The sequence below is a fragment of the Anabaena sp. UHCC 0187 genome (assembly GCF_009712035.1).
Lineage (GTDB): Bacteria > Cyanobacteriota > Cyanobacteriia > Cyanobacteriales > Nostocaceae > Dolichospermum.
Map to the genome: position 1 here is coordinate 381,171 of NZ_VILB01000011.1, position 26,199 is coordinate 407,369.

General features: G+C 38.2%; 26 protein-coding genes. 9 read left to right on the plus strand and 17 right to left on the minus strand.

The genetic code is table 11. The features are described from left to right. Positions 1-8: 8 nt before the first annotated feature. From FJR11_RS10820 to sufR, 9 genes are all read right to left on the minus strand, one after another. Entirely contained in the window at positions 9-269 is a 261-nt protein-coding gene (locus FJR11_RS10820; RefSeq protein ID WP_168503684.1) for a hypothetical protein, read from the minus strand. A 135-nt stretch (positions 270-404) separates the two neighbouring features. Next, a complete protein-coding gene (locus FJR11_RS10825) occupies positions 405-1,052 on the minus strand; it encodes a Uma2 family endonuclease (RefSeq protein ID WP_174763001.1) in 648 nt (215 codons plus the stop codon). Positions 1,053-1,123: 71 nt separating this feature from the next. After that, a complete protein-coding gene (locus FJR11_RS10830; protein ID WP_027402417.1) occupies positions 1,124-1,351 on the minus strand; it encodes a type II toxin-antitoxin system HicA family toxin in 228 nt (75 codons plus the stop codon). Then, entirely contained in the window at positions 1,348-1,575 is a 228-nt protein-coding gene (locus FJR11_RS10835) for a type II toxin-antitoxin system HicB family antitoxin (protein ID WP_217358226.1), read from the minus strand. The genes FJR11_RS10830 and FJR11_RS10835 overlap by 4 nt, the downstream gene beginning before the upstream one ends. A 140-nt stretch (positions 1,576-1,715) precedes the next feature. Continuing rightward, positions 1,716-2,114, minus strand: a complete 399-nt coding sequence (locus FJR11_RS10840; RefSeq protein WP_168503686.1) for a type II toxin-antitoxin system PemK/MazF family toxin — start codon at positions 2,112-2,114, stop codon at positions 1,716-1,718. Further along, positions 2,099-2,380, minus strand: a complete 282-nt coding sequence (locus FJR11_RS10845; RefSeq protein WP_168503687.1) for a hypothetical protein — start codon at positions 2,378-2,380, stop codon at positions 2,099-2,101. Before FJR11_RS10845 ends, FJR11_RS10840 begins: the two co-directional genes overlap by 16 nt. Before the next feature lie 38 nt (positions 2,381-2,418). After that, positions 2,419-3,141, minus strand: coding sequence for a hypothetical protein (locus FJR11_RS10850; RefSeq protein ID WP_168503688.1), 723 nt, complete (start codon positions 3,139-3,141; stop codon positions 2,419-2,421). 40 nt (positions 3,142-3,181) lie between these two features. Beyond that, a complete protein-coding gene (locus FJR11_RS10855; RefSeq protein ID WP_168503689.1) occupies positions 3,182-4,543 on the minus strand; it encodes a serine/threonine-protein kinase in 1,362 nt (453 codons plus the stop codon). Between the two features lie 341 nt (positions 4,544-4,884). Beyond that, complete coding sequence (gene sufR, locus FJR11_RS10865; protein WP_168503691.1) at positions 4,885-5,556, minus strand: iron-sulfur cluster biosynthesis transcriptional regulator SufR; 672 nt, start codon at positions 5,554-5,556, stop codon at positions 4,885-4,887. Positions 5,557-5,793: 237 nt separating this feature from the next. On the opposite strand from sufR, the gene sufB reads away from it, so the two are divergent. The 4 genes from sufB (at position 5,794) to FJR11_RS10885 (ending at position 10,790) form a co-directional block, all read left to right on the plus strand. Next, the gene (gene sufB, locus FJR11_RS10870; protein WP_168503692.1) at positions 5,794-7,233 is read left to right on the plus strand and encodes a Fe-S cluster assembly protein SufB; all 1,440 of its coding nucleotides are present in this window, start codon (positions 5,794-5,796) and stop codon (positions 7,231-7,233) included. A gap of 56 nt (positions 7,234-7,289) precedes the next feature. Continuing rightward, a complete protein-coding gene (gene sufC / locus FJR11_RS10875) occupies positions 7,290-8,075 on the plus strand; it encodes a Fe-S cluster assembly ATPase SufC (RefSeq protein WP_168503693.1) in 786 nt (261 codons plus the stop codon). Then, on the plus strand, positions 8,075-9,403 hold the full coding sequence (gene sufD, locus FJR11_RS10880) for a Fe-S cluster assembly protein SufD (RefSeq protein ID WP_168503694.1): 1,329 nt from the start codon (positions 8,075-8,077) through the stop codon (positions 9,401-9,403). Before sufC ends, sufD begins: the two co-directional genes overlap by 1 nt. A 121-nt stretch (positions 9,404-9,524) precedes the next feature. Beyond that, the gene (locus tag FJR11_RS10885; protein WP_168503695.1) at positions 9,525-10,790 is read left to right on the plus strand and encodes a cysteine desulfurase; all 1,266 of its coding nucleotides are present in this window, start codon (positions 9,525-9,527) and stop codon (positions 10,788-10,790) included. An 89-nt stretch (positions 10,791-10,879) separates the two neighbouring features. On the opposite strand, the gene FJR11_RS10890 is transcribed toward FJR11_RS10885, so the two are convergent. The 4 genes from FJR11_RS10890 to murC form a co-directional block, all read right to left on the minus strand. Then, the gene (locus FJR11_RS10890) at positions 10,880-11,353 is read right to left on the minus strand and encodes a low molecular weight protein-tyrosine-phosphatase (RefSeq protein ID WP_168503696.1); all 474 of its coding nucleotides are present in this window, start codon (positions 11,351-11,353) and stop codon (positions 10,880-10,882) included. Positions 11,354-11,434: 81 nt separating this feature from the next. Next, positions 11,435-11,782 (minus strand): YbaB/EbfC family nucleoid-associated protein, encoded by a 348-nt coding sequence (locus tag FJR11_RS10895; RefSeq protein WP_168503697.1) that lies wholly within the window; start codon positions 11,780-11,782, stop codon positions 11,435-11,437. A gap of 118 nt (positions 11,783-11,900) precedes the next feature. Further along, positions 11,901-12,899: a UDP-N-acetylmuramate dehydrogenase gene (murB, locus tag FJR11_RS10900; RefSeq protein ID WP_168503698.1), complete on the minus strand. Its 999-nt coding sequence runs from the start codon at positions 12,897-12,899 to the stop codon at positions 11,901-11,903. Positions 12,900-13,002: 103 nt separating this feature from the next. Next, the gene (gene murC, locus FJR11_RS10905) at positions 13,003-14,463 is read right to left on the minus strand and encodes a UDP-N-acetylmuramate--L-alanine ligase (RefSeq protein ID WP_168503699.1); all 1,461 of its coding nucleotides are present in this window, start codon (positions 14,461-14,463) and stop codon (positions 13,003-13,005) included. 602 nt (positions 14,464-15,065) lie between these two features. Here murC and FJR11_RS10910 point away from each other — a divergent pair. Further along, a complete protein-coding gene (locus tag FJR11_RS10910; protein ID WP_168503700.1) occupies positions 15,066-16,079 on the plus strand; it encodes a type I glyceraldehyde-3-phosphate dehydrogenase in 1,014 nt (337 codons plus the stop codon). A 79-nt stretch (positions 16,080-16,158) separates the two neighbouring features. Here FJR11_RS10910 and thiL read toward each other — a convergent pair whose 3' ends face one another. Genes thiL through FJR11_RS10925 form a run of 3 tightly spaced genes read right to left on the minus strand, consistent with a single transcriptional unit; the run spans position 16,159 to position 18,577 of the window. After that, on the minus strand, positions 16,159-17,181 hold the full coding sequence (gene thiL / locus FJR11_RS10915; protein WP_168503701.1) for a thiamine-phosphate kinase: 1,023 nt from the start codon (positions 17,179-17,181) through the stop codon (positions 16,159-16,161). Positions 17,182-17,199: 18 nt separating this feature from the next. After that, positions 17,200-18,240, minus strand: a complete 1,041-nt coding sequence (locus FJR11_RS10920; protein WP_168503702.1) for a glycerate kinase — start codon at positions 18,238-18,240, stop codon at positions 17,200-17,202. Between the two features lie 4 nt (positions 18,241-18,244). Further along, positions 18,245-18,577 (minus strand): DUF565 domain-containing protein, encoded by a 333-nt coding sequence (locus FJR11_RS10925; protein WP_168503703.1) that lies wholly within the window; start codon positions 18,575-18,577, stop codon positions 18,245-18,247. A 224-nt stretch (positions 18,578-18,801) separates the two neighbouring features. On the opposite strand from FJR11_RS10925, the gene FJR11_RS10930 reads away from it, so the two are divergent. Together FJR11_RS10930 and FJR11_RS10935 are read left to right on the plus strand one after the other, a co-directional pair. Continuing rightward, the gene (locus tag FJR11_RS10930; RefSeq protein ID WP_168503704.1) at positions 18,802-19,422 is read left to right on the plus strand and encodes a hypothetical protein; all 621 of its coding nucleotides are present in this window, start codon (positions 18,802-18,804) and stop codon (positions 19,420-19,422) included. Between the two features lie 48 nt (positions 19,423-19,470). Beyond that, positions 19,471-21,321 carry a glycosyltransferase family 39 protein gene (locus tag FJR11_RS10935; RefSeq protein WP_168503705.1) on the plus strand — a complete coding sequence of 617 codons (1,851 nt, stop codon included), beginning with the start codon at positions 19,471-19,473 and terminating at the stop codon, positions 21,319-21,321. Positions 21,322-21,406: 85 nt separating this feature from the next. Here the strand turns inward: FJR11_RS10935 and FJR11_RS10940 are convergent, their stop codons facing one another. Further along, positions 21,407-24,535 carry an ATP-binding protein gene (locus tag FJR11_RS10940; RefSeq protein WP_168503706.1) on the minus strand — a complete coding sequence of 1,043 codons (3,129 nt, stop codon included), beginning with the start codon at positions 24,533-24,535 and terminating at the stop codon, positions 21,407-21,409. A gap of 618 nt (positions 24,536-25,153) precedes the next feature. Here FJR11_RS10940 and FJR11_RS10945 point away from each other — a divergent pair. Both FJR11_RS10945 and kaiB read left to right on the plus strand, forming a co-directional pair. After that, the gene (locus FJR11_RS10945; protein ID WP_168503707.1) at positions 25,154-25,735 is read left to right on the plus strand and encodes a KaiA family protein; all 582 of its coding nucleotides are present in this window, start codon (positions 25,154-25,156) and stop codon (positions 25,733-25,735) included. A gap of 90 nt (positions 25,736-25,825) precedes the next feature. Continuing rightward, positions 25,826-26,140, plus strand: a complete 315-nt coding sequence (gene kaiB, locus FJR11_RS10950; protein ID WP_168503708.1) for a circadian clock protein KaiB — start codon at positions 25,826-25,828, stop codon at positions 26,138-26,140. Positions 26,141-26,199 lie beyond the last annotated feature (59 nt).

Sequence of the window (26,199 nt, forward strand, 5' to 3'; positions counted from 1 at the left end):
AATTAAATCTACCACTTTAGAAATGCTTCTTCAATCCCTTTTTCTCTTCTAACTTTGGCATCAATTTCAAACCAAGTAATAATTTGCTTAGTTGTCAACTCCTCAATAGAAACATCATATTCCTTGGCAATATGTTGTAAAATCCGCAAAGAAGAAATTGTCAATCTAGTTAAAAATTTCTCAGGAGAAGACAACAAAGCCGCATCAACTTGAGCGGATTCTTCTGAAGATAAAAATTGGGTTGATGATTGATTAGGGGCGATATCCATAAAAATTCAAAATTCTGTTTAATTGCCTTTCTACCATTAAATCATATTATTGTCACCCCTGAGCAATAAAAGCCGAGCAATAAGTAACTCAACCTTAAAAAACATAATACCTAGATCACCGATTTCTTAATTTAATCAGGAAATTTGTGTTTTTAACCAACTCCGAAAATTCTTAATCATTGACATTTCACCCACTTGTAAACTAGAAGCTAAAAACTGAGGAACTTCTGTATTTAAAGGTAAATTCGCAAAGGTTGGCGAACCATTGCAAGGAATATATTTATCATCAGATAAACTATAAATTTGCATCACAGGTTCATCATAACGCCAAACTTCAGGAACACCTAAAGCTAAATAAATCGGTAATTTATCAATAGAAGAACTAGCATAATCAACTTCTATGACTAAATCAGGTGGAGGATCTTGAGTTAAATCTAAACTGGTTTTATTTCTCATGATTGGTTCATTTTGAATATAGAAACTAGAATCAGGTTCTACACCTCTAGCTAAATCTTCTCTTTTACAAGTTAATGAACCAGTGCTTTTGACATTGAGATTTAACTCTTCAACTAAAACAATAATTAGATTTTGTAACAAACGGTTATTGTGTTCATGGGGCATTAATGGAGTCATAATTTCTAATATTCCCTGATTATATGTAAACCTGTTATGACGATCATCACCTGTTTCTAATAAAATTCGTTCAAAAGTATTCCAAGAAATATTATGGAGGATAACGCTATTGGTGTGAGTGTCGCTGTGAGTAGGTGCTAGAATTACCATAGAAATTCACCTCGCAGTTTTAATTGTTCTATTATATCACTTTAGGGAATATGGAAAATTCTCCTTAAAAACTAATTTAAAAGTTCTATCAGTTCATCTTTAGTTAAATCTGCATCTCGAATTATTTTTACTAATAAACCTTTTCCGATAGTTTTACCACTATGAGAAGGAATAGAAACAACTCGATTATCTTCATGTTTCATTCTTACATGACTTCCCTTTTGTCTGACTATATAAAAACCTGCTTTTTCTAATGCAGCAATCAGTTCTTCTCCTGTAATTGTTGGTAATTTAGTCATGACAATACTACTTTTTGCACACCAATAAATTCAGTTATTGATTCCTCTTCTAGTTCTTCTAAACACATTTCAATAACTTCTTTAATATTTTGCATGAGTTCATCAATAGTTTCTCCTTGACTATAACAGGCTTTAAGTTGGGGAACTTCACCAATATATATTCCATCTTCATCTCTTTCAATTACTACATAAAATTCTTTGTTTTTCATGGTTTTATTTGTCATTGCGATAGTTTACTAATAAAGTTAGCAATATTAGATTTTCATTATAACACAGACAAAATATCCCCGACTTCTTAATTTAATCTTTGGTAAATAATGATAATTCATCAAAGAAGTCGGAAATCTGGGTATCAGTAATTTCATCATTTTGGTTTTTTGCTTCTTTCCCAAGCTTTTGATGCTGGAGGAGGTGATGATGGCTTTTCTATAATTTCAATAATTGTAGTAATAACTTGATGAAGTTTATCATCTTTGAGTTTTCCAATGTACCGAATTACGTTACTTTTATCAACCGTCGCAATAATATTAGGGCGAATATAACAAGGACTTAAATTTAATTTACCAACTCTAAAATCTTGATCTTCTAGTTTAATTTCATAATCTCGTCCTGGTTTACTGGTAATAGGACAAATTATAATATTATTATTGTCCGATTCAGTTATAACTAAAGCTGGTCGTTTTTTTGTGGTAGATGTATCAGAAAAAGGAAAAGGAACAGATATCACATCACCTTTAATTAAATGTTCTATAGATCCTTCCATGCTTCGTCTTCCTCTGGATTAAGCCAAACTTTATTTAAAGATGATTCACTAATTTCTAAAAATTCTTTAACCAATATTTTATCATCATCTATATCAACAGTTTGTAAATTTTTAATTACTGCTAATGGCAGTCCAGTTAGTTTGACGATAAAATCTAATTCAATACCTTCGCGTAACATATTTACAGCAACTTGGGTTAAACCTTGCTGTAAACCTTTTTCCCATGCTTCTTGTAATGTTTGCGCTGGAATTGATAGGTTGGTCATATTCTTTATATTTATGTAGTTAGATTTTTGGAACTTGATTATATTGTATCATAGTCTTTATCATATACAATTTCAATTTTTTCCATTTCTTGGATGAGGATATCTTTAGTTTTATCATAGTCAAAATTATCATCTATTTGAAACTTTTTTTGACATAAAGATAGTAGTTCATCTATTTGGAATTCTCGCTTGGCAAAACATTTCGTTAGCAAGCGTAAAATTTGACTATCTTCCTGATCATGAAATGGTGTAACGCCACCTTTCTCCTCCACATAACCATAGCTTAATCTATGTAGAATTTTAACGTCATCTTTACACCATGTTGTAATACGAGAAATCGCTGTTGGAGAAATTATACCAATATAACAACAGTTACCCATTTTTTGAAGGCTATCTTGCAAATAATCCTGGTATGATTCTAAATTTTCTCGAAAATATGGTGTGCGTTCTTCTACCGTTTTTCCTATTTCAGAAAGTAAGTTTGACGAATATGTTAAAAAGTCTTCGTCAGGGTAGAGATTATCTTGTTCTAAGGAATCAATATCTATTTCGACTAATGCTCTCTTATTTCCAGTATTAGCACTGCTAATACTAGAAAAGTATGGTGCATAAGCATTACTTAAATAAACAGCGTCCTTTCTTGATTCATAAGAATTGGACTCAGGCATAGACCAATTACCATTTCCAGAACGTCTGGGTAACAATCCTTGACTTAAAATGCGGGGAACATTTTCAAAACTTGTGCCGTGGTAAAGAAACATTAACCTACTCCTGGAAAAATTACTTCACTATTTTACAATATTAAGATAATTTTGCAAATATTGGAAAAATTTGATAGGTTAACCAACCTAAAAATAAGCCTAACCAAGATGTACAAAGTAAAATTAAAAATTTATGCCATTGGCTGAAATATTTTTCTATTTCTTTAATACAAGTAAAGATAAAAAGAATATTCAAAAACCAAAACATAATAAAAGCCACAAGTGCTATCCAACTGTATTTTACACCCCACATCTGAGCGAAAATAAGAGTCTCCATCGGAACTACTACCAAAGTCCACAATATTACCCAAACAAGAGTCCAACGATAATAAACCGTCCAAATCACAGCCAAACAAAAAGACATCCAGGACAATAATAAAAACAAATCTTTACCAGCAGGTGCTAATAGCAGTCCCATTATTAAATAATATAAACTCATGACTACTAACCAAAACAAAGGAATATTATTAATTTTTTTATTTTGTTGTTGAGAATTATTAGTACCTACAATAACAGGAACAGTTTTCTCAGTCCTAATTGTTTGATGTTCTATTTTCTGACTAACCTGATAAACCTGATGACTAAAATCAGGCAATAACTTTAACCATTCCCTCATAGACTGCGGACGATATTCCGCCTCTAAATTCATACCTTTAAGAATTGCCAGATTCAACTCATCACTAATACTAACAACAAATTTATTAGGATAAATTAAAGGTTTATTATATAATTTTCTATCCAGCGAACTTTCAGGACGTTTACCTGTAACCGCATAATATAAAGAAGCAGCCAGAGTATAAACATCAATTGTTACTTGTCTATTACCTCCCATTTGTTCATAAGGTGCAAAAGCAATATTAGCAGGATGATTAGAAGTAAAATATCCATCTTGGGGCATTATTTCCCCAGCAATACCAAAGTCAATTAATACAGCTTTGCCATTTTTTTGTACCATAATATTACCAGGGTGTGCATCCCGATGAACTAAACCCTGATGATGAACAAAAATTAAAGCCTCTCCAATTTGTTTTATATATCCTACCGCTTCTAATTCCGGTAATGCTCCCTTGTTTTGGACTAAATTAAATAAACTTTCACCGGGTACAAAGTCCATTACTAAACAATATGTTTTACCATCTTCAAATAATTCTGTTACACGGACAATATTCGGGTGTGGTTGTTGAGAAAGTTGTGCTAATTTGCGTCCTTCTTGAATAAATCTTTTTACATAATTGGGGTATTCAGAATCATTTTTTAGGATTTCATTCGGCGTTTTTATAACTACCCACTGCTTTAAAAGTGTATGTTGTGCTTGATACGTAATTCCAAAACCACCTTCTCCCAGGACTTTTTCTATAACGTATCTTCCACCCTGTAATTTATACCCCTTTTGCCAAACCATAGGTTAAAAATGCCCAAAAATAGTTATGTACATTTTCGCACAGTCGGGTATGATTTGGGTAGATATGCTAATTTTTCGATTCTCCCGCAATATCTTGAATTAACAATTATTGGTAAAGTAATTATTGTGTATATGATGATTAAAATTAAATTGAAATATCCATAAAATCCAAAAATTCACACCCTTTCAATTCTTAAACTGTAGGGGTTTAACACCGCAAAACCCCAATCAATTAATTGTCAAATCATCTATTTTCATCCCACATCCACAACAAAAATAACCGACTTCCTTATCTGCGTCTATCCGCGTTCATCTGCGTTCAATTACTTCCACCCAACCACCTAACTTTTTTCCACCAAATAACCACAACGATGTTCACCATGAATCAACCAGTGAGTCCGTTCCACAGTACAATCTGGGAGAATAGCCGCAAACATTTCCAATTCATGACCACAAACGCTGGGAAAAGATTCCGCAACATCAGAAATAGCGCAGGTATGTTCCACAAAAATAAATCTTTCCGCACCACTAGCATCTGATTCCACAGCGTGAAACTCCGCCATAAAACCTTCAGCTTTTCGCAATTCTATCAAAGTTGCGACCCGTTCCTGCAAAGAACCAGTACCCACTTTTCCCCGATATTCTTGGGCTTTGCGTTCCCACTGTTTCCGTAAAATAGACTTTACTTGGTCACGTCCCACAGTTTCCGCTAAAGTGTCCAAGAGAGAAACCGCAAACTCGCCATAACCATCATTTAAGCGGTTAGCACTTTTTTGTAAGTGTGATCTTCCCCCCCGACTCAAGTGATAAAGGTGCTGGGGTCTGCCCATACTCGGCTGTTCTGATACCGAATATATAACTAGCTCCTCCGTCTCTAAATCCTTTAAATGACGGCGAATCGCTTGGGGACTGACATCGAAAAAGTTCGCCAACTCAACAGCCGTTGCTTGTGAGTGTTTTAATAGATACTCTAGGATATCTTGCTTAGTTGAGGTCTGCTGGGTGGTCGCCATCTTCTTTACTAGACGCTTCGCAAACGTCCCAAAATAAAAAACTTTTTTTCTGAAAATTTAACTTAAACAACATTGTTGTTGTTAATCTATCGTACAATGAGAATAGATTAAACAACAGCCGAGTTGTTTTAGTCGTTAAACCTATTCTAGCAGTCCTGTTAGGAATCGGTAACAGAAAACGGGAATTAGCTTTTTGCAGCCCGTCGCCCGTCCTTTAAAGAGAACACAAGAGAACCGATGAGCGCATCCGTCACCACCTTAGTCAACCAACCTTACAAGTACGGCTTTGTTACCGATATTGAAGCCGATACTATCCCTCGTGGGTTAAGCGAAGACGTTGTTCGCCTAATTTCCGCCAAAAAGAATGAGCCGGAATTCATGCTGGAATATCGCCTCCGCGCATATCACCAATGGCTGAAAATGACAGAACCAACTTGGTCTCATGTCCAATATCCGCCTATTAATTATCAGGATATTATTTATTATTCCGCACCGAAACAAAAGAAAGCAAAACTCAACAGTTTAGATGAAGTTGATCCAACTTTATTGGAAACCTTTGCAAAATTAGGTATTCCTTTAAATGAACAAAAGCGATTAACTAATGTTGCTGTTGATGCGATTTTTGATAGTGTTTCAGTTGCGACTACATATAAAGAAAAACTTGCCAAAGAAGGCGTAATTTTCTGTTCTTTTTCGGAAGCTTTACAAGAACACCCAGAATTAATTAAAAAATATTTGGGTAGCGTTGTTCCCATTGCTGATAATTATTTCGCAGCTTTAAATGCGGCTGTATTTAGTGATGGTTCTTTCGTTTATATTCCCAAAGGCTTAAAATGTCCAATGGAATTGTCTACATATTTCCGTATTAACACCGGAGATACAGGACAATTTGAACGGACTTTAATTGTCGCCGAAGAAGGTAGTTATGTTTCTTATTTAGAAGGTTGTACAGCACCAATGTACGACAGCAACCAATTACACGCAGCAGTTGTCGAATTGGTGGCTTTAGATAATGCGGAAATTAAATATTCTACCGTGCAAAACTGGTACGCTGGTGATGTTAATGGTAAAGGCGGAATTTACAACTTTGTAACTAAACGTGGTTTGTGTCAAGGTGTCAATTCTAAGATTTCTTGGACTCAAGTAGAAACCGGTTCAGCTATTACTTGGAAATATCCTAGTTGTGTGTTGATTGGTGATAATTCTGTGGGTGAATTTTACTCGGTTGCATTAACAAATAATATGCAGCAAGCTGATACTGGAAGTAAGATGATTCACGTTGGTAAAAATACCCGCAGTACAATTATTTCTAAGGGGATTTCTGCTGGTAAATCTAGCAATAGTTACCGGGGTTTGGTGAAGATTAATCCTACTGCTAAGGGTGCGAGAAATTATTCTCAATGTGATTCGATGCTAATTGGGGATAATGCTCAAGCTAATACTTTTCCTTATATTCAAGTTCAGAATAATACGGGAAAGGTAGAACATGAAGCTTCTACTTCTAAAATTGGTGAAGATCAATTGTTCTTTTTTGCTCAACGGGGTATTTCTTCGGAAGATGCTATTTCGATGATGATTAGCGGTTTCTGTAAGGATGTTTTTAATCAGCTTCCTATGGAGTTTGCTGTTGAGGCTGATAAGTTGTTGAGTTTGAAGTTGGAAGGTAGTGTGGGTTAAGAGAAATTAACCACGAAGAAGCGAAGAACACGAAGAAAGAAAAGAGAAGAAAGAACATGATTGTTGAGAATAGTGGTTTGATTTTGTCGGTTAAGGATTTGACGGCTGATGTTGATGGAACTCCGATTTTGAAGGGGTTGAATTTGCAGGTTCGCGCTGGGGAAGTTCACGCGATTATGGGACCTAATGGTTCTGGAAAAAGTACGTTTTCTAAGGTTTTGGCGGGACATCCAGCTTATACTGTTACTGGTGGTGAGGTGGTTTTCCAAGGACAAAATCTTTTGGAAATGGAAGCTGCGGAAAGAGCTAGGGGTGGTGTGTTTTTAGCTTTTCAATATCCTCTAGAAATTCCCGGTGTGAGTAATTTGGATTTTCTGCGGGTGGCTTATAATTCTCGTCAGAAAGCTAGAGGTTTGGAAGAGGTTGACGCTTTCGATTTTGATGATTTGGTTGAGGAAAAGTTGGATGTTGTGAAGATGAATTCTTCTTTTCTTAACCGCAGTGTGAATGAGGGTTTTTCTGGTGGGGAAAAGAAGCGGAATGAAATTCTGCAAATGGCGATTTTAGAACCAAAGTTGGCGATTTTAGATGAAACTGATTCTGGTTTGGATATTGATGCTTTGAAAATTGTTGCTAATGGCGTTAATCAATTAACCAATGCTGAAAATGCGACAATTATGATTACTCACTATCAGCGTCTCCTCGATTATATTGTCCCTGATTTTGTTCATGTTATGGCACAAGGACGTATTATCAGAAGTGGTGGTAAGGAGTTGGCGTTAGAGTTAGAATCTCGCGGTTATGATTGGGTTCTCGAAGAAGCTTTGGGAGTGGGTGTGTAATGTCTATTCCAGTTTCTCTTACTTCTATTCCTGATTCTCTATTAGATAGAGATGCTTTTTTGAGTGGTTTATTAAGTCGGGTAACTACCAAAAAATCAGATGGTTGGTTACAGGATTTGCGCGACGGTGCTGCTAATTGGGTTCGTCATTCTGTTATCCCCAATACCCGCGAGGAAGAATGGCGGTTTACTGATTTATCACCTTTGAAACAGGTAGATTTTAGTTTGGGGATGTTTAAAGAAACATCTTTAGAATCTTATATTTTACCTGAAGTTTCTCAGCGGTTAGTGTTTGTTAATGGTGTTTATGCACCTCATTTATCTAATACTGAAAATTTACCTTCTGGGTTAATTGTTGGTAATTTAGATGTTTTACCTGGTGAAGTTATTCAGGAATATTTAGCTCAATCAGAAGGTGCGAAGGAAGTTTTTACTGCTCTTAATACTGCGGCTTTAAATGATGTCGCGGTAGTATGGGTTGGTAAAAATGTGGTGGTGGAAACTCCCATTCATTTACTTTTTGTTTCTGTGTCGGGTGAGTCTGCGACTATTTCCCAACCTCGCGTTTTAGTAGTAGCTGAAAGTAATTCTCAGGTGAGTTTGATTGAAGATTATACGAACCACAGAGGCGCAGAGAGCGCAGAGAATGAGGTTTACTTTAATAATAGTGTGACGGAAATCTGGGTAAATGAAAATGCTCAGGTGAGTCACAATAGAATTGTGCGGGAAGGTAACGCGGCTTTTCATGTGGGAAAAACTGCTGTTACTCAGGCGCGATATAGTCGTTATAATTGTAATGCGGTGACTGTTGGTGGCAAAATTTCCCGTCACAATTTGGAGATTTTGCAAACTGGTGAGCAAACGGAAACGACGCTCAATGGTTTGACTGTGATTGCTGATAATCAATTGGCTGATACTCACAGTGCGTTATCTTTAAATCATCCTCATGGTGTGAGCAAACAGTTACATAAGTGCATTATAGGCGATCGCGCTCATGGTGTCTTCAATGGTAAGGTTTTTGTTCCTAAACCAGCGCAATTAACTAACGCATCTCAATTAAATCGCAATTTGCTATTATCATCTAAGTCGAGAATTGACACTAAACCTCAATTAGAAATTACTGCTGATAATGTTAAATGCGCTCACGGTGCTACTGTCAGTCAGTTGGAAGATGATCAAATATTCTACCTCCAAAGTCGCGGTATTGATGAAAATAATGCCCGCAAGTTATTAGTTAATGGTTTCGCAATGGAAGTTATTAACTTTATCCCTGTTGCTTCTTTGCGTGAGAGTTTGTTAAAAACTGTTACCAGTCTCACGAATAAGTAATTTTGCTTTTTTCCTTAGTTCGTAGTAAGCGATTTATCGCTTAAATGAAAGATTTTTAGGGCTAAAGTCCTAACTACGAACTTTTTACATTATAGATATTATTCTGAACTTCTTCTAAAAAATGACCATCACTTCTACCAAATCTCTCGCTGATAAAGTTCGCTCTGACTTCCCCATTTTACATCAGGAAGTTCACGGTAAACCCCTGGTTTATCTCGATAATGCGGCTACTTCTCAAAAGCCTTTATTCGTTTTAAATGCTTGGCGTGATTATTACGAACAATATAATTCTAATGTCCACCGTGGCGCACATTTTCTCAGCGGAAAAGCTACTGATGCTTATGAGGGTGCGCGTGATAAAGTTGCTAAATTTATTAATGCTAAATCACGCCAAGAAATTGTGTACACCCGCAACGCAACTGAAGCTATTAACTTAGTAGCTTATAGTTGGGGAATGAATAATTTACAGCCAGGAGATGAAATTATTCTCTCGGTAATGGAACATCATAGTAATATCGTTCCTTGGCAATTTGTGGCTCAAAAAACAGGTGCAGTATTGAAGTTTGTGGAGTTGACGGACGAAGAAACTTTTGATTTAGAACAGTTTAAAAAACTGATTTCTGAAAAAACAAAATTGGTGTCTATTGTCCATATTTCTAATACCTTGGGTTGCATAAATCCAGCTAAAGAAATAGCTGAAATTGCTCACAGATATGGTGCAAAATTCTTACTTGATGCTTGTCAAAGTGTCCCCCATACTCCTATTGATGTCCAATCACTTGACTGTGATTGGTTAGTAGCTTCTGGACATAAAATGTGCGCTCCCACTGGCATTGGCTTTTTATATGGTAAGTTGGAATTGTTAGAAGCAATGCCGCCATTTTTCGGTGGTGGTGAGATGATTGCAGAGGTATTTTTAGACCATTCTACCTATGCAGAATTACCCCATAAATTTGAAGCTGGTACACCGGCTATTGGGGAAGCGATCGCCCTTGGTGCAGCCATAGATTATCTTACTAATATCGGTATGGACAAAATCCATGCTTATGAAGCTGAATTAACTGCCTATTTATTCGAGCAATTATCGCAAATACCCCAAATTAGAATCTACGGACCCAAACCCGATGCTCAAGGGGAAGGGAGAGCCGCATTGGCAGCTTTTACAGCGGAGGGTGTTCACGCTAATGATTTAGCAACTTTGTTAGATCAAGAAGGTGTGGCCATCCGTTCTGGACATCATTGTACTCAACCATTACACCGTTATTTAAGTTTAACAGGAACTGCACGAGCAAGTTTATCTTTTTACAATACCCATGAAGAAATTGATGTTTTCATCAAGGCTTTGAAGGAGACTTTGGACTTTTTTGCTGGTGTGTTTGCTGATTAAATGTAGGGTGGGTATTTTCCCACCTTTTTCATTTAGTCAGGTCGAAGATAGTTGAGATTTTTGATTATCGCTGTATAGCTAAGGCCACGCTACCTATCGTTGATATATTGGAGCAGACCTTCACAAGCATCCATCAATAAATCAATGACTTGATTAAAACCCTCAACTCCCCCATAATACGGGTCTGGAACTTCCTTGAGACTGTGTCTGGAGCAAAAATCACACATTAACCTAACTTTAGAATGATATTGCCCAGAAGGGTCAACAGCTAAAATATCATCATAATTATTGCGATCCATTGCCAAAATCAAATCAAACTCTTGAAAGTCCAAGATTTGAAATTGCCGAGCTTGACCAAGGAGTTTAAATCCTAACTTATTCTCTGCTGCGGCACTCATGCGTCTATCCGGTGATGCACCGACGTGATAACTCGAAGTACCAGCCGAATCGCAAAGAATTGTTTTACTCAAACCCCCTTGGTCAATCAGATGATTCATAATATTCTCCGCCGATGGTGAGCGGCAAATATTACCAAGGCAAACAAACAGTAACTTATAAGGCATAATATTTAAATTTTTGTGTCAGTTGTCAGTTGTCAGTTGTCAGTTATTTTATGCTACTGACCACTGACTACTCACTATTGACTACATTCCAGGTAATTCCAGTCCGCTGGTTAGATCTTCCATCCGTTCCCGCATGGTTTCAGTAGACTTTTGATAGGCATCTTTCATCGCCGCAACAACTAAATCAGAAAGCACTTCTGCACCTTCTGCTAAAGCAGATGGAGCAATTTCCACTCGTTTGGGTTCTTGGTTGCCACTGACAATAACTTTCACAAGTCCACCACCAGATTCTCCTAGAATCTCCATTTGCTCCAATTCTTCTTGAAGACGCTTTGCACCTTCTTGAACTTGCTGCGCTTTTTGAAAAGCAGCGGCTAGTTCTTTCATTTTGCCTAAGCCAAAGCCAAATCCCTGTCCTTTTTCTGCCATAACTGGTTATCCGCCGTATGATTACTTACAAATCAAATTCAATTATAGATGCGATGAGTCATTAGTCATTGGTCATTAGTTATTGGATAACTTATTTACCCCTGTCTATTGCCTTTATTTAGCAAACTGCTGGAAACTCACCCAACATTTTCACTTCTGGTTCTAGCAAAATTGACCAGCGTTCTTGCACCTCATTTTGAATATGACGAATGAGGGAGAAAATATCACTGGCTTTAGCTCCACCCCGATTGACAATAAAATTAGCATGAAGTTGGGCAACTTGCGCTCCCCCTAATTGATAACCTTTGAGTCCAGTTTGTTCAATTAACCAACCAGCAGTATAAGGTTTAGGATTTCTAAACACACTTCCACAACTAGGATAGCTGTAAGGTTGGGTGCTGAGTCGGTGTTTTTTATGTTCCTTAGTTCTACCTGTCACTTGCACAGGATCTGCTCCTGGTTGGAGTTGGAAGGTGGCTTGAGTTACTACTCGCTTACCACCTTGTAGTAATGAACTCCGGTATGTGTAGCCTAATTCCTCTGGGGTGAGAGTTGCCAAAGTTCCATCTGGGGAAAGAACTTGGGCGCTAACTAACATATCTGCGATACAGCTATTATGCGCTCCAGCATTCATCACCACCGCACCGCCTACAGTTCCGGGAATACCCACAGACCATTCTAATCCTTCCCATCCTAAAGCGGCTGCTTCCCATGCTAAAGTAGGGATAGGTTCGCCTGCGGATATGGTTAATTGCCCTGTAGCTTGGTCAAAGTTTTTAGACCGGAGATGACGAGTAGCGATAACTAAACCGGGTATACCGCGATCGCTCACCAACAAATTAGAACCAGCACCTAATATGGTGACTGGTAAATCATTTTCTTTTGCATACTCAATACTTGCTTGTAAGGTTTCTAAATCGCGGGGAGCAACGTAGCATTCAGCCTCTCCCCCAACTCGATAAGAAGTGAACGCGGACAAGGAAGTATGGGTTCTGAGAGTACAGTTCGTTCCTGGTAAGTAAATTACTTTACTATTATCCACATCATCTTGAGTTTGCAGTTGTGGAGTCAAATCAGAAAATTTGCAGCTTTTGCCAAATACCTGGGAAGTTATCATCTTTACTTCAATTGGTGAATTTTTGACTTATGTGATTTATTTACCGTAAAAATCCGGTATTGCAGTTAACTTATCAAACCACTGCTTAAATGCTGTGATTACCCTAAGATGTGGCAATTGCAGGTTCGCTCATGGTAGTAATAAGTTCGGGAATAGCTTGATTCAAGTTACCCGCACCTAAAAACAGTGCCAAGTCTCCCGGACGGAGGTTTTGCAATAAAAATTCACTAACTAAAGGTAAAGTTGGTTGATAAACTACTTGAGCATTGTGTTTGCTAATTGCGGTGGCTAAATCCTCGCCACTGACTTGTCCTAAATCAGGTTCACCGGCACTGTAAATATCAGTCAGCACGACTAAATCAGCATGGGTGAAAGATTCAGCAAATTCTTCTAAAAACGTTAATGTCCGAGTATAACGATGGGGTTGGAAGATAGCAACTACCCTTTGCCCAGGTCTAGCTTGAAGACGGGCTGCGGCTAGAGTAGCACGAATTTCACTAGGATGATGAGCATAATCATCAATAAAAGTTACCCCAGCCGCCTCACCTCGAAACTCAAACCGTCGTCTTGCACCTTCAAAGGTAGCAATCCCTTTGGCAATGTCTCCAAATTCTAAGCCTAAGAATCTACCCACTGCTACTGCGGCTAGGGAATTGCTGAGGTTATGATGACTTAATAGCTGTAAATTTAATAAACCCAAGGCAATACCTTTTTCCCATACCAAAGCTGTTGTCCCATCAGCACGGTAATCTATATTGGTAACAGTGTAGTCAGCACCTTTCTCTGGGTAAAGACTATAGCTAATCGTTGGTTTCAGGCGCTCGCGCACTGTTTCACAATCAATACTACCCACCAAAGTTTTGCAACCTTGAGCAAAAGTTTGGAAAGTATCAACCACCTCTTCTAAACTTTCGTAATGATCAGGATGATCTAATTCAATATTAGTAATAATGCCAATTTCCGGAGCGTGTTTCACCAAAGAACCATCAGACTCATCTGTTTCCGCTACTAAATAACGGCTTGCTCCCATTCTAGCATTACCTTCCCACGCTTTGACTTCACCACCGACCAAAATCGTCGGATCAAGTCCAGTTTGCAAGAGCATATAACCAATCATACTACTAGTAGTAGTTTTGCCATGGGTTCCTGCCACACCAATACTGTAATAATCAGCAATCAAAGCCGCGAGAACATCAGAACGATGCCAAATAGGGCAACCTAATTCCAGCGCTGCTTTATATTCTAAATTATTAGCATTAATGGCTGTGGAACAAATCACTTGAGGCAAGGTTGTTTTTGCCGCAGACAATTTTTCTGGAGAAGTTGATAGTACGGCATCAGTCGCTACTTCAGCTAGAAAGAATTCCAAATTGCTGGCTTCTTGTCTACTAAAGATGTGAGCGCCCAGAGATTCTAACTTGTGCGTAATATGGTTAGGACGCAAGTCTGAACCGGATACTGGTAATTGGCGTTTGGTTAGAACATAAGCCAAAGCAGACATTCCAATCCCACCAATCCCAATGAAATGAAATGGTCTACCACTAAAATCTATAGAATTACTCATTTTATTCACCTCTTACACCACACCACACCAGAATCACATAAGACACGCGTATCATAACAGGATTTTGATTTTTACAGATACTAACTATCCCATCCAAAATATTCATCCCTGCTGAATGATTAAATTTTGACTTTAGTTTTGCTTGTTGAGTCAGATTATCCCCCGGTCGAAAATTCTTACTATTTCTAATCTGCCCTTATGATTATTCTGAAAATATCTGCTACATCGGGAAAGAAAATTTGGTAAATTTAAATACATTTTGTCATGACTCTTTTAGAACTAAGTACCATAGCTTTGGGTACAGCAACTTGCATTACTTGCCAAAAGCTTCAGTCGTAATTGACTACAATAGTACATTGGTAGTGAAACTATTATTCAATTTATAGAAATCATGATTGGGAACAGGGAACAGGGAACAGGGGAAGAATTTTCTTCTTCCTTCTTCTTCCTGACTCCTGACTCCTGACTCCTGACTCCTGACTATAAATTCTGTATTTTTTTGGGGATCTAAGACTTAATCGTTATAAATAGCCTCCCCCTTTGCGATATGATTGGGGTCAACGATATCAACTTATAGGCATAAATACAGAGGGCAAGACACTGTGATTAGAGTTGCAATTAACGGTTTCGGGCGCATTGGACGTAACTTTGCACGTTGCTGGGTAGGCAGAGAAAATAGCAATATCCAACTGGTCGGGATTAATGACACATCCGACCCTAGAACTAATGCTCACCTGCTTAGATATGACTCCATGTTAGGCAAGCTACATGGCGTAGATATTAGTGCTGATGATAACTCTATCACTCTTAATGGTAATACAGTTAAGTGCGTATCTGATCGCAACCCAGATAACTTGCCCTGGAAAGAGTGGGGAATTGACCTGGTTATCGAATCAACAGGGGTTTTTACCAGTAAAGAAGGGGCAATGAGGCACGTAAATGCCGGAGCTAAAAAGGTTCTGATTACAGCCCCCGGCAAAAATGAAGATGGTACTTTTGTGATCGGTGTAAATCATCATGATTATGACCACAACAAACATAACATCATCAGTAACGCCAGTTGTACAACCAACTGTTTAGCTCCCATTGCCAAGGTATTAGATGAAAAATTTGGGATCATCAAAGGCATAATGACCACTACCCACAGCTACACAGGTGATCAGCGTTTACTAGACGCTTCCCACCGTGATTTGCGTCGGGCTAGAGCAGCAGCTATCAACATTGTTCCCACCTCTACTGGTGCAGCCAAAGCGGTAGCTTTGGTACTTCCTCAATTGAAGGGTAAGCTAAATGGTGTCGCTTTACGTGTACCAACCCCTAACGTTTCCATGGTGGATTTTGTAGTGCAAACCGAGAAGCGCACTATTGCAGAAGAAGTTAACCAAGCTCTTAAAGAAGCTTCTGAAGGTTCTCTGAAAGGCATTTTGGGTTACACCGAATTGGAACTTGTGTCTTCTGACTATCAAGGTACAAATGAATCTTCTATCGTTGATGCCAGCTTGACTCTAGTTATGGGTAATGACATGGTGAAAGTTATGGCATGGTATGACAATGAGTGGGGTTATAGCCAACGTGTTCTTGATTTGGCTGAATTAGTAGCTGAAAAATGGGCATAATTTAGGTGACAGGTGAGAGGTGACAGTGAATATAGTTTACTGATCACTGATTAATGGAATGGGCGGGGAAACCCCGCCCCTACTGACCAAAATGTTGAAATCCCTGACTGAGACTGAGAACTTGGTCGGGGATTTCTGCTTTTTCATGGTGTAAAATTACTTTTGAACCTGGGTTAATAGTACCGATTATGGCTGCACCTGTGCCTAGTTTTTGCACTAATGCTAATGCAGGTTCTGCTGGTAGACATAAAACTAATTCAAAATCTTCGCCACCATAGAGGGCATATTCTAATGATTGCTTTGGTGTTAACCACCCTTCAAAAGCTGATGGTAAGGGTATTTGAGTAGATGCTATAACTGCACCGACGTTACTGGCTCGGCAAATTTGTAATATGGCATCTGCTAAACCATCGCTGCTATCCATACCGGAGATAGGAATAGGGCAGGGGGATGTGAGAATTTCCTTGAGGATAGATATTACATCTAAGCGGGGGTTGGGGCGTTGGTGGGCGGTGATGAGAGCCTGTTTTTGTTCAGGCTTGAGGTGGTGTCCTATTTCGGGGTGCAAGAGTATTTCTAAGCCTACACGAGAACCACCATGAGTGCCTGTGACGACTATCACATCTTCTAGTTGAGCTGTAGCACGACGGATAATAAAATTGGGGTTAGCTTGACCAAAGGCAGTAATTGCTAAAGTGGTAATAGGCGATCGCACAATATCACCACCAACTATCTTGACACCATACTTTTCTAAGCATCTTGTCATGCCCTGATATAGTCGCTCAACCCAATTTACAGTGACATCTCCAGGTAAACCTAGTCCGACAGTGATTCCCACCGGATTTGCCCCCATTGCTGCTAAATCGGATAAATTAGCCGCCGCAGCCCGCCAACCTGCATCCTCTGGAGAGGTGGTAACATCACTAAAATGCACGCCGTCAATGAGCATATCTGTGGTGACTATTAAAGATTGATTTGGCAAAGTTTCCAAAACTGCGGCATCATCACCAATGATATCTGCTGGACAAAAGCGTTGTAATCTTTCTAAAAGTCCTTGTTCACCAATATCTCGAACTCGCAGGGACGATAAATTACTATTCATTTATTTTGATCTGTATGGTTAAGAAATCGGGGATCTAATTTCCCCAAGACTATGATCAGCATGAATTTCAATTACCAAATCCACTGCTGATGATTTAACTAAAGGGTTAATGAATAATTCCGGGTGTAAAGCACGCCAAAAATAATTAACAAATTCTTCTATTTCTAAGTCAGTCATCCCTGATTTACCAGCAGCAATCATTTGTTTTTCCGCCTGCTTGCGCCATGCTAAGGAATAACGGTAATCTGTAGGATAAAGAACGATTAAACTATCTAATTTTTCCCACAGTGGTAAATAACTTTTCAGTTGATGATTCATATCAGAGGCAAATTTTCTATCTGCATCTGTAAGAATGGGTGATGGTGCAGTTAAGAACGCTGTGGGATTAATTGGTTTTACACCCACAAACCAGCCTTCAAACAGAACAATATCTACATTATTTGTGATAAATTCTGAAGTAGTGCGATCGCCTGCACCTCCATGGGCAGATTTATCAAATCTAGGAACTATGACAGGACTCTTGCTTTGATGAATCTGATCGAGTAAACTTAAAGCTAGGTGAATATCGTGGGTTCCGGGCGGACCACGCCAAACTAAACGGGAATCTTGCTGCATTAAAGTCAAGCGATCACTATAAGTTTTGTAAAAATCATCCAAAGACAAACTTAAAGTCCGGTATCCCAAGTGCTGGAGAATCAAAACCAGTATCCTGGACATTGTGGTTTTTCCAGTACCTTGTGAGCCTAAAATTCCTTGGATAAAGGGTTTCCCTAACTGTTGACGCTGTGCTGCAATTTGGATTCCCAAAGGTAGCCACAAGTCCCACAATACCTGTAACATTTCTTGAGCTTCTATTTCTAGGCTAGTTTGACAAAATTGACTAAAATCAGGCAAAACTAACTTCAGTAAATCCCCTCTCCTTTGCATAACTTCAGCCACATTATCAGAGGTAATGTTAAACACCTTGGCTCGCAAAGAATTTGCCAATGCTGCGGATTGTGCTAACACTTGCCAAGATGTATCCGTTGTCAAAATTTTACTTAGCCATTCGCTGCTCATAAAATCACGAACCCAGCTTAAACGCTTCTAGAAATAGACTGTAGATAAAACCAACCTTGAGATAGTTGAGTGTTTCCACCCAAAATGCTTGTCTAGCAAAAAAGCTGCGGCTATAAAATATCCTACTGGTAATTTCAGTCAGTAGCACTAAAAATGCCGCTACTACAATGTCTAATTCTGCCTTTTGTCCAGTAGTTGTTGATACTGCCGAGCCTAAAAAAAAACCAAACAGAAAACTAATTAGTAGTAGAGATAACCGCCGCCAAGGATTAAGAAACCATTGACTTAAGCTTCTGGCAATTGTTTCTAGTAGGTTATTCAGACGGGTATTTTGCATGATTAAGGGAGCAGGGGAGTAGAGGAACAGGGAACAGACAAGAGGTGTTGGGAGATTTTACTTTTCGTTACATATTTCTGTTTTTCTCTGTCCACCTACTTATTTATAATTTCGCTGGTTTCTATTTCAGAAAACCCTATGTAAACTCATTTAGTTCCTATTGGGGATCATTTGCAACCATCAGGTTTAGACTACAAAAAATCTTATTTCTAATCCATATCATTATGAAATATTCCACGTATCAGTATCGTAACTTCATTGTCGCTTTTTCTGCCTTGGGACTGATAGGGATCATAGCAGGATGCTTAGATATGAGTATATCCTTAGATTCTACAAATCCAGAAACAGCATCAACAGTCTCCGAAAAAACTCCATCTGTAGTTACAAACACTGGAAATAATGGGGATGAAATTAACATAGATAGTACACCAAGTGAATCAGTAGAATCAAGTCGCCAAAAAAATCAGTCTACGGTTGTAGCCTATCGGGTTGACTCGGATAGTAAAACCAAGGCGGCTGGATTGCTTCGCATGAGCAACAAAACTACTCAACCTGTACGTCTAGCATTATTAGCTAGACAATCATCTCAAAAAAGTGCTACTGCCAATAAAACTACATCTGATATTCCTGCTCATTGGGATTTTGCTCCTGAAGAAGGAAGCGAGAGAGGGTTAGTTTTATCCTTACCTCAAGCAAATTTAAGACTAAAGAAAGGTGATATTTTAGTAGCCTTTGCTCAAGATGGTTCTCGACGCTATTGGGGTCCCTATGTTGTGGGAGAAACTTCCTCCCCCCAATGGAATTCCCAAACTCAAGAATGGCAGTTGGTGTTACAAAATAGGTGATATTGGAGGAGTCAAAAGACTTTTTCCGCAAGCCCTAAGTATGAATTCATGAGTATAAAATTGAGTGTTACTGATAAAGTGGTTGATAAGTGGTTCAATAATTTAGAACAGCGTCCAGTCCTGGCTGTAGCTGTTTCGTCTCTGTGGTTACTAATAATTGGCTGGATAGCTTTTGGCTGGAATTTGGGTAATGTGGGCTTGATTGATGAAACTGAGCCACTATTTGCCGAAGCTTCCCGACAAATGCTGGTGACTGGTGATTGGATTACGCCGTTTTTTAATGGTGAAACTCGCTTTGATAAACCTGCTTTAATTTATTGGTGTCAAGCGATCGCTTACTCTATTATGGGGGTAAATGAATGGGCTGCCCGTATCCCCTCAGTATTGGCAGCAATGGGCGTAATTGCTTTGGCGTTTTATACTGTGCAGTGGTATTTTGCGAAAAAAGACGAATTAGAACAAGTTAGCAACTTACCCAGACGTTACTTTACAGCCGCCATTGCCGCAGCTTTAATGGCACTTAACCCAGAAATGATTGTTTGGGGCAGAACCGGGGTTTCCGATATGTTACTGACCGGCTGCATAGGTTCAACTTTGTTATGTTTCTTCCTGGGATATGCTCAGAATAATTCCCCAATCGTCATTGGTAATTGGCGATTTCCCAATAAGTGGTATTTAGCTTGTTATGTTTTAATTGCTGGGGCAATATTAACGAAAGGGCCTGTAGGTATTGTCTTACCAGGACTAATAATGATCGCCTTTGCCTTGTATGTAGGTAAATTTTGGGAACTTTGGCGGGAAATGCGGCCTATTTTGGGAATAGGGATAGTTTTAGTGCTATCACTTCCCTGGTATGTTTTAGTAACTTGGCGTAATGGCTGGAATTTTATTAATGCCTTTTTTGTTTATCACAACTTAGAACGGTTTACCGAAGTTGTTAATGGTCACTCAGCCCCTTGGTATTTTTACTTTTTAGTCGTATTGCTGGGCTTTGCACCATATTCAGTATACATCCCCGCCTCCCTAGCTAGAGTAAAATTTTGGCAGCGATCGCACTGGTTAGAGCAAGAACGCTTTCAACAGTTAGGTTTATTTGCCTGTTTATGGTTTCTGGGTGTATTTGGCTTTTTCACAATTTCCGTTACTAAACTGCCCAGTTATGTATTACCCTTAATGCCAGCAGCGGCGATTCTTGTGGCATTATTCTGGAGTGATCTTTTCCCCAGTTCACAAACTCTTACCCCCACCCCTTTAACCCCGCTCAAATCTTTACGCATCAGTGCTTGGGTAAATGTAGCCTTTCTGACATTTATTTCCATTGCCCTCTTTAACCTCACCCAAATTGTTGGGACTGATCCTGCTGCTCCTGAATTATATGCACAAATGGAGAAATCAGGCATACTCAAATTTGGGGGAATAATTTGGTTAATATCTACTGTGGCATCCGCTGTCCTAATATTAAGTCACCGTTACCGACAGATAATCATAATTAATTTAGTAGGATTTATCGCCTTTGTCTCTATTGCTTTAATACCTGCTGTTTTAATCATGGACCAACAGCGTCAACTGCCTCTGAGAGAATTATCAGCCCTAATTGTGGAATCAAAACAACCCAATGAAGAATTAATTATGGTTGGGTTTAAAAAACCTACCGTGACTTTTTACACCCATCAGAATGTTAATTACATCAAATTTTCCCAACAAGCTTTAGAATATATTCAAAAGCAAGCATCCCAAAACACTAGACCACCATCATTATTAATCCTAATTGAACAGAGAAAATTTCAAGAGATGGACTTACCACCAGATAATTACAAAAACCTAGCTACTAAAGGAGCTTATCATCTTATTCGCATTCCTTTAAAAACAGCCAAACAACAAAATTTCAACTTATCATAAACTATGATTCTTTTGATTTTGATGATTGATATGATGATTGTCATACTTAAATCATTGCCATCATATTAATCACATAAATCATAGTTTAATTGGCTAAAGCTTGATTTATCTGAGTTAATAGTTCTTCCATAGAAATAGAACGGGGTAATATTTGGGTAGCAATTCCCCGGACAGCAGTTTCTACAGAAGATGTATATCGCTGCTTCCGAGATTTTGCTACATTTCCATAATTTGGCTGATTTAATTTTTGGTCAAGTACCAAAATTGGGGGTAATGTCAACTGTAAATTACTCAATGCGTCTATAGCTTTTTGGACTTCTTGATTAATCGCAGTTTCATGCAAACAAATCAAAAGTAAATCAACACTTTTATGATTCACTTGTTGCAAAACTTCCGACCAACAACTGGCAATAGAAGCTCTAAAACCAGCAGTTTGTAAATATTGAATTAAAGCTTGAAACCACTCATATCCCCTATTAAGTTGCTCATCTTCAAAATTGATAAAAGAATTTTTGACTGCCGGAGAACCTTTGACAGGCTTACGTTTTATTTTGGCTAAATCATTAAGCATAGTTATATCTACCACTAAAATATTCACTGGGCAACAAATACCAGCAGCAATTTGTAATACAGATGATAAAGCATCTTGTTGATAATTATGACTATTATTTTTCTGAGTTAGGGGACTTAAACAAGGAAATACAGACAATCCTGGTATTTGAGAAGCCGCTAAAGTAGTAGCAACATCGCAAGTTACCAATGGTAGATTTGCCAATCTTTGATGTTTGGTTAATTGTTGTAGATAAGTGCCAGCAGTAGAAATTTGCATATCTAGTAATATGACATCAAACTGCCAAACTCGCGCTAACAAATCTGCTTGATCTAAATCATCTACTTCAATTACCCGATGTTCTCTCAGAGAAGGGTAGAGATTAACTGGTTCTAATTCTGGATTTACCAACCTGAGAATTCGCAGGGGGATATTCTTAGAATTGAACTCGTGATTTTTGATCCTAGAATGCTCAAATTCGGTGGTTGTTGATAATTTTTCTAAGAGTGATGCCAATGCCTGATGTTTGATTGGTAAGGTTAAAAAACCATCAGCCTGTTTAGTAAATGCTTGCTCCTTTTCTGCTGCTGTGGCTGTTACCATGACATGAATATGACGAGTTAAAACATCAGATTTAAGTAAAGTCATCACATCCCAACCGGAAAGTAAAGGCAGCAAAGGATTTAAAAATATCGCCTTTGGTTGTAAGCGTCGAGCCTTTTCTAGTGCCTCTGTTCCTGATCTAGCAATGACAACACGATAACCTAAACCTTTGAGTTGTTCGGTTAATTCCTCAATATATTGAGCTACTGCTTCCACTACTAACACCAATCTTTGGGAGGAACTAGGCTGGTCTGGGGAAGAATTGATGATATTGCCTATTTCCCTCTTTGGAGCTATATCTTCAGAGTCAGCAAAACTGGCTTGTGGTGGACTGGGAGGTAAAAGCAGCGTAAACTGACTACCTTTACCCTCACGAGATAAGAAACTGACATCTCCACCATGTAAACGAGCCAACGCTCTAGTTAATACTAATCCTAAACCCGTTCCTTCAAACTGACGCGTCAGGGGATTTTCTAATTGCTGGAATTTTTGAAAGATTAAATGTTGTTGTTGTTCAGGAATCCCAATCCCTGTATCCCAGATAGTAAAAGTAATCCAGCCTTCCCAACGGCTTACCCGTAAGCCAATTTCCCCAGATATTTCTGTGAATTTAAAGGCATTGGAAAGTAAATGTACCAGCATCTGCCGCAAGCGTAATTCATCTGCCACCATCTGTTCTAAACCTGGTTCAATAGCTAGGCTAAATTGGTGATTAGATAAATTTTGATTTTCTGCTGTGGACAATTGTTTAGTTTTCTGAGTTTGATGATGAATGTTTTTAACGTCTGACAAAGCCCGTTCACACACTGCCTGAATTTCTACCGGGGTGAGAGTGAGTTCCATCTGTCCCGTTTCCATGCGAGTCAAATCTAAAATATCATTAACCACACTCATCAAATGTCTGCCACTTTGATGAATTAATGTAGCATAGCGGGCTTGACGCTCATTCAGTTGTCCCAATTGTTGATCTACAAGTAGGCGAGATAATCCTAAAACTGCTGTTAGCGGTGTTTTTAGTTCATGACTAATGCAAGCTAAAAACTCATCTTTTAAGCGATTAAGTTGAATCAAATCGGCATTTTTTGCTGCCAATTCTTTGCAAAGTTGTTGTTGCTCAGTTACATCTGTGGCTAATATTAGCCATAGTTCTTCGGTATTTGGTGGCACATCTGAATCGGAAACCCAAATTTTCAACTCGCTACTATCTAAGGGGATTTTTGCAAACTGCCAAACCCGTTCTTGACCAGTTTTAATTTCGACTACACAGGTACAAATACCCAGCTTTGTATCTAATACACAGTGATTAGAGCCACTACTGACAGTTAGGGGTAGTTCTTGCAGAAATGGTAAATCTGATGGTGAGATATTTTGTCTCGGCTGTGTGAAAGTATCTGGTTGCTCATTTTCTTGACCATTACCAGAAGTATGTTTTGGGGTAAGTATAGTCTCTACCTGTTTCCTAATTCCTTCCGGATCTTTTAATGCTCCTAGTTGTTGCCACCAAGCGGGATTTTGCGTAACCACTTCGCCATAACTTGTTTGCAACATCATTGGCCAGGGTAATCTCGCTAATAAATGGACTATAGATTTGTGTATTTTTGGTTGACGTTCTTGTTTATTGGTTGAGCTAATGGGAATTTTTTTCGGAGCTAATAATTGCAATAGACGCAAAGTATCCAGGATTCCCAAATATTTACCATCTGAGTCAACCAGCGCCCAATCTAAGTTTCTTTGTTGTTTAGTTTCTTGGGATTTTAAAAATAAGCCGAACTTTTCCAGACTCTCTGCTGCTGGTATAGTTTGTATTGGTTCTATCAGAGATTGATCCACTTGTGAGAGTGGTTGCTGTAAATTCAAAAGATAATTATCATTGGCAACTGCTAATAATTGTGGCAGTAACCGAGCAGAATACAACACACCAATTGGATGTTGTTGTGAATTAACTACTACCAAACGATCACAATTTTCTTCAGCAAAAATATCTATCACTGTTGCTAGAGTTTTTGTTTCCAAGCAGATTGGTACAGTTGCTAGAAGTTTATAAAGCGGGTACTGTAGCATTTATATAAGTCCTCGGTGGTCATTCTTCTTGTGATCAACTCCAGCATCACCATCGGCACTTGGTTTAGATGGTCTTCAGGCCTGAAGCGATATCCTCCAAGAATATTGAGAATGGCTACGCCACGCTACGCTATGCACATACATTGTCTTTGAAGCCAATCACTAATAATTTTCACCAGCTTGTTACTGGTATTGCAAGTCATTATTTTTTATAGTGACAACTACAACAATAATTATGGCTCCAAAGATTCGCTTTAGAACCTTGAGGAATTATAATGATTTAAAATGCGACAATTCTTTAAGTTAGTTTAAGTATCTTATCAAGGTGTAAAATAATTTAATCTATCCTTCCCCAGATATATTAATGCACATCATCTATGAGTCATTACATTTTCTGGTAGTTTATTACCCAATAATAACGGGTAAAGGCAAGTAAAGGAGGTAGGAGACCATGGTTTTCAGGGAAAAAATAAAACCTTTTTGCCGATCATTACTCGTCAAAATATCCTTGACAGACTACTCTTACCGTCAGAAGTCAAAGATCAAAAGCTTATAAATTAGGCTTTTAATCTGTTTTAAATATCTCACTCTCAACGATTTATGATTTATAAACAGTAGATGTTATTACCTATATTGCTTTTACAAACAGATATAAAAGGATTTCTTCATAGACCATTTGTACAAGAAAAATACAAAGGTTTAGTTGTGCGGATATGGGATTTTATTGAGGGGGTGATCACTCGATGCTACTGGCAACCAATTGCTATTACATCTAGTCAAATATACTATTCACCGCATCAGCCACAAAACTATAATCAAAAACTAGAAAATAAAGATAATTATTTGTTTGCCTTTGGCCAACAGAGAAAGTCACAAATCTTTCAGAATATGAATCCCATCGAAAAACAGGAACTTTTAGCAGAACTTAAATCAGATTACCGTCATATTATTATAAATTATTTTATTAGTGATCAAGCATTAAAAGAAAAAATTGATAAATTTATCAATGCCTTATTTTATGCTAGTATTCCTGTGCCACAAATTATAGAAATGCACATGGAAGTCATTGATGAATTTGCCAAGCAATTAAGGCTGGAAGGCAGAAGCGATGAAGCATTGCTCGATTACCGTTTGACCTTAATAGATATTTTGGCACATCTTTGCGAAGTCTATCGCTGCTCCGTTGCTAAAATCAATTGAATGCCGCAAGGTAAAATTTGTAGTTGCATTCATGTATATAATCCTGCAATTTTTGATATTTCACCTCTATCTCTTAGGAGTCTATATTGTATGAATGAAGCGAAAAAAACCTATGTTCTCAAGCTATATGTCGCAGGAAACACCCCTAATTCAGTGCGGGCTTTAAAAACCCTCAAAAATATCTTAGAGGAGGAATTTCAAGGTGTTTATGCTTTAAAAGTGATTGATGTCCTGAAAAACCCCCAGTTAGCCGAAGAAGATAAAATACTAGCTACACCAACGTTATCAAAAATTTTGCCCCCACCTGTGCGGAAAATTATTGGTGATCTCACAGATAGAGAAAGAGTATTAATTGGATTGGATCTTCTTTATGAAGAATTAAGTGGAGAATATGAAAAAGAGTAACATAACATATTTGTTTAGTTATTAAAAACTTTCTTGATTTTAAAAACCTGGGTTGAATA

Excerpts from the sequence above, each read along its gene's own strand:
- FJR11_RS10820 (WP_168503684.1), bottom strand. The coding sequence starts at position 269 with ATGGATATCGCCCCTAATCAATCATCAACCCAATTTTTATCTTCAGAA.
- FJR11_RS10825 (WP_174763001.1), bottom strand. The coding sequence starts at position 1,052 with ATGGTAATTCTAGCACCTACTCACAGCGACACTCACACCAATAGCGTT.
- FJR11_RS10830 (WP_027402417.1), bottom strand. The coding sequence starts at position 1,351 with ATGACTAAATTACCAACAATTACAGGAGAAGAACTGATTGCTGCATTA.
- FJR11_RS10835 (WP_217358226.1), bottom strand. The coding sequence starts at position 1,575 with ATGACAAATAAAACCATGAAAAACAAAGAATTTTATGTAGTAATTGAA.
- FJR11_RS10840 (WP_168503686.1), bottom strand. The coding sequence starts at position 2,114 with ATGGAAGGATCTATAGAACATTTAATTAAAGGTGATGTGATATCTGTT.
- FJR11_RS10845 (WP_168503687.1), bottom strand. The coding sequence starts at position 2,380 with ATGACCAACCTATCAATTCCAGCGCAAACATTACAAGAAGCATGGGAA.
- FJR11_RS10850 (WP_168503688.1), bottom strand. The coding sequence starts at position 3,141 with ATGTTTCTTTACCACGGCACAAGTTTTGAAAATGTTCCCCGCATTTTA.
- FJR11_RS10855 (WP_168503689.1), bottom strand. The coding sequence starts at position 4,543 with ATGGTTTGGCAAAAGGGGTATAAATTACAGGGTGGAAGATACGTTATA.
- sufR (WP_168503691.1), bottom strand. The coding sequence starts at position 5,556 with ATGGCGACCACCCAGCAGACCTCAACTAAGCAAGATATCCTAGAGTAT.
- sufB (WP_168503692.1), top strand. The coding sequence starts at position 5,794 with ATGAGCGCATCCGTCACCACCTTAGTCAACCAACCTTACAAGTACGGC.
- sufC (WP_168503693.1), top strand. The coding sequence starts at position 7,290 with ATGATTGTTGAGAATAGTGGTTTGATTTTGTCGGTTAAGGATTTGACG.
- sufD (WP_168503694.1), top strand. The coding sequence starts at position 8,075 with ATGTCTATTCCAGTTTCTCTTACTTCTATTCCTGATTCTCTATTAGAT.
- FJR11_RS10885 (WP_168503695.1), top strand. The coding sequence starts at position 9,525 with ATGACCATCACTTCTACCAAATCTCTCGCTGATAAAGTTCGCTCTGAC.
- FJR11_RS10890 (WP_168503696.1), bottom strand. The coding sequence starts at position 11,353 with ATGCCTTATAAGTTACTGTTTGTTTGCCTTGGTAATATTTGCCGCTCA.
- FJR11_RS10895 (WP_168503697.1), bottom strand. The coding sequence starts at position 11,782 with ATGGCAGAAAAAGGACAGGGATTTGGCTTTGGCTTAGGCAAAATGAAA.
- murB (WP_168503698.1), bottom strand. The coding sequence starts at position 12,899 with ATGATAACTTCCCAGGTATTTGGCAAAAGCTGCAAATTTTCTGATTTG.
- murC (WP_168503699.1), bottom strand. The coding sequence starts at position 14,463 with ATGAGTAATTCTATAGATTTTAGTGGTAGACCATTTCATTTCATTGGG.
- thiL (WP_168503701.1), bottom strand. The coding sequence starts at position 17,181 with ATGAATAGTAATTTATCGTCCCTGCGAGTTCGAGATATTGGTGAACAA.
- FJR11_RS10920 (WP_168503702.1), bottom strand. The coding sequence starts at position 18,240 with ATGAGCAGCGAATGGCTAAGTAAAATTTTGACAACGGATACATCTTGG.
- FJR11_RS10925 (WP_168503703.1), bottom strand. The coding sequence starts at position 18,577 with ATGCAAAATACCCGTCTGAATAACCTACTAGAAACAATTGCCAGAAGC.
- FJR11_RS10930 (WP_168503704.1), top strand. The coding sequence starts at position 18,802 with ATGAAATATTCCACGTATCAGTATCGTAACTTCATTGTCGCTTTTTCT.
- FJR11_RS10935 (WP_168503705.1), top strand. The coding sequence starts at position 19,471 with ATGAGTATAAAATTGAGTGTTACTGATAAAGTGGTTGATAAGTGGTTC.
- FJR11_RS10940 (WP_168503706.1), bottom strand. The coding sequence starts at position 24,535 with ATGCTACAGTACCCGCTTTATAAACTTCTAGCAACTGTACCAATCTGC.
- FJR11_RS10945 (WP_168503707.1), top strand. The coding sequence starts at position 25,154 with ATGTTATTACCTATATTGCTTTTACAAACAGATATAAAAGGATTTCTT.
- kaiB (WP_168503708.1), top strand. The coding sequence starts at position 25,826 with ATGAATGAAGCGAAAAAAACCTATGTTCTCAAGCTATATGTCGCAGGA.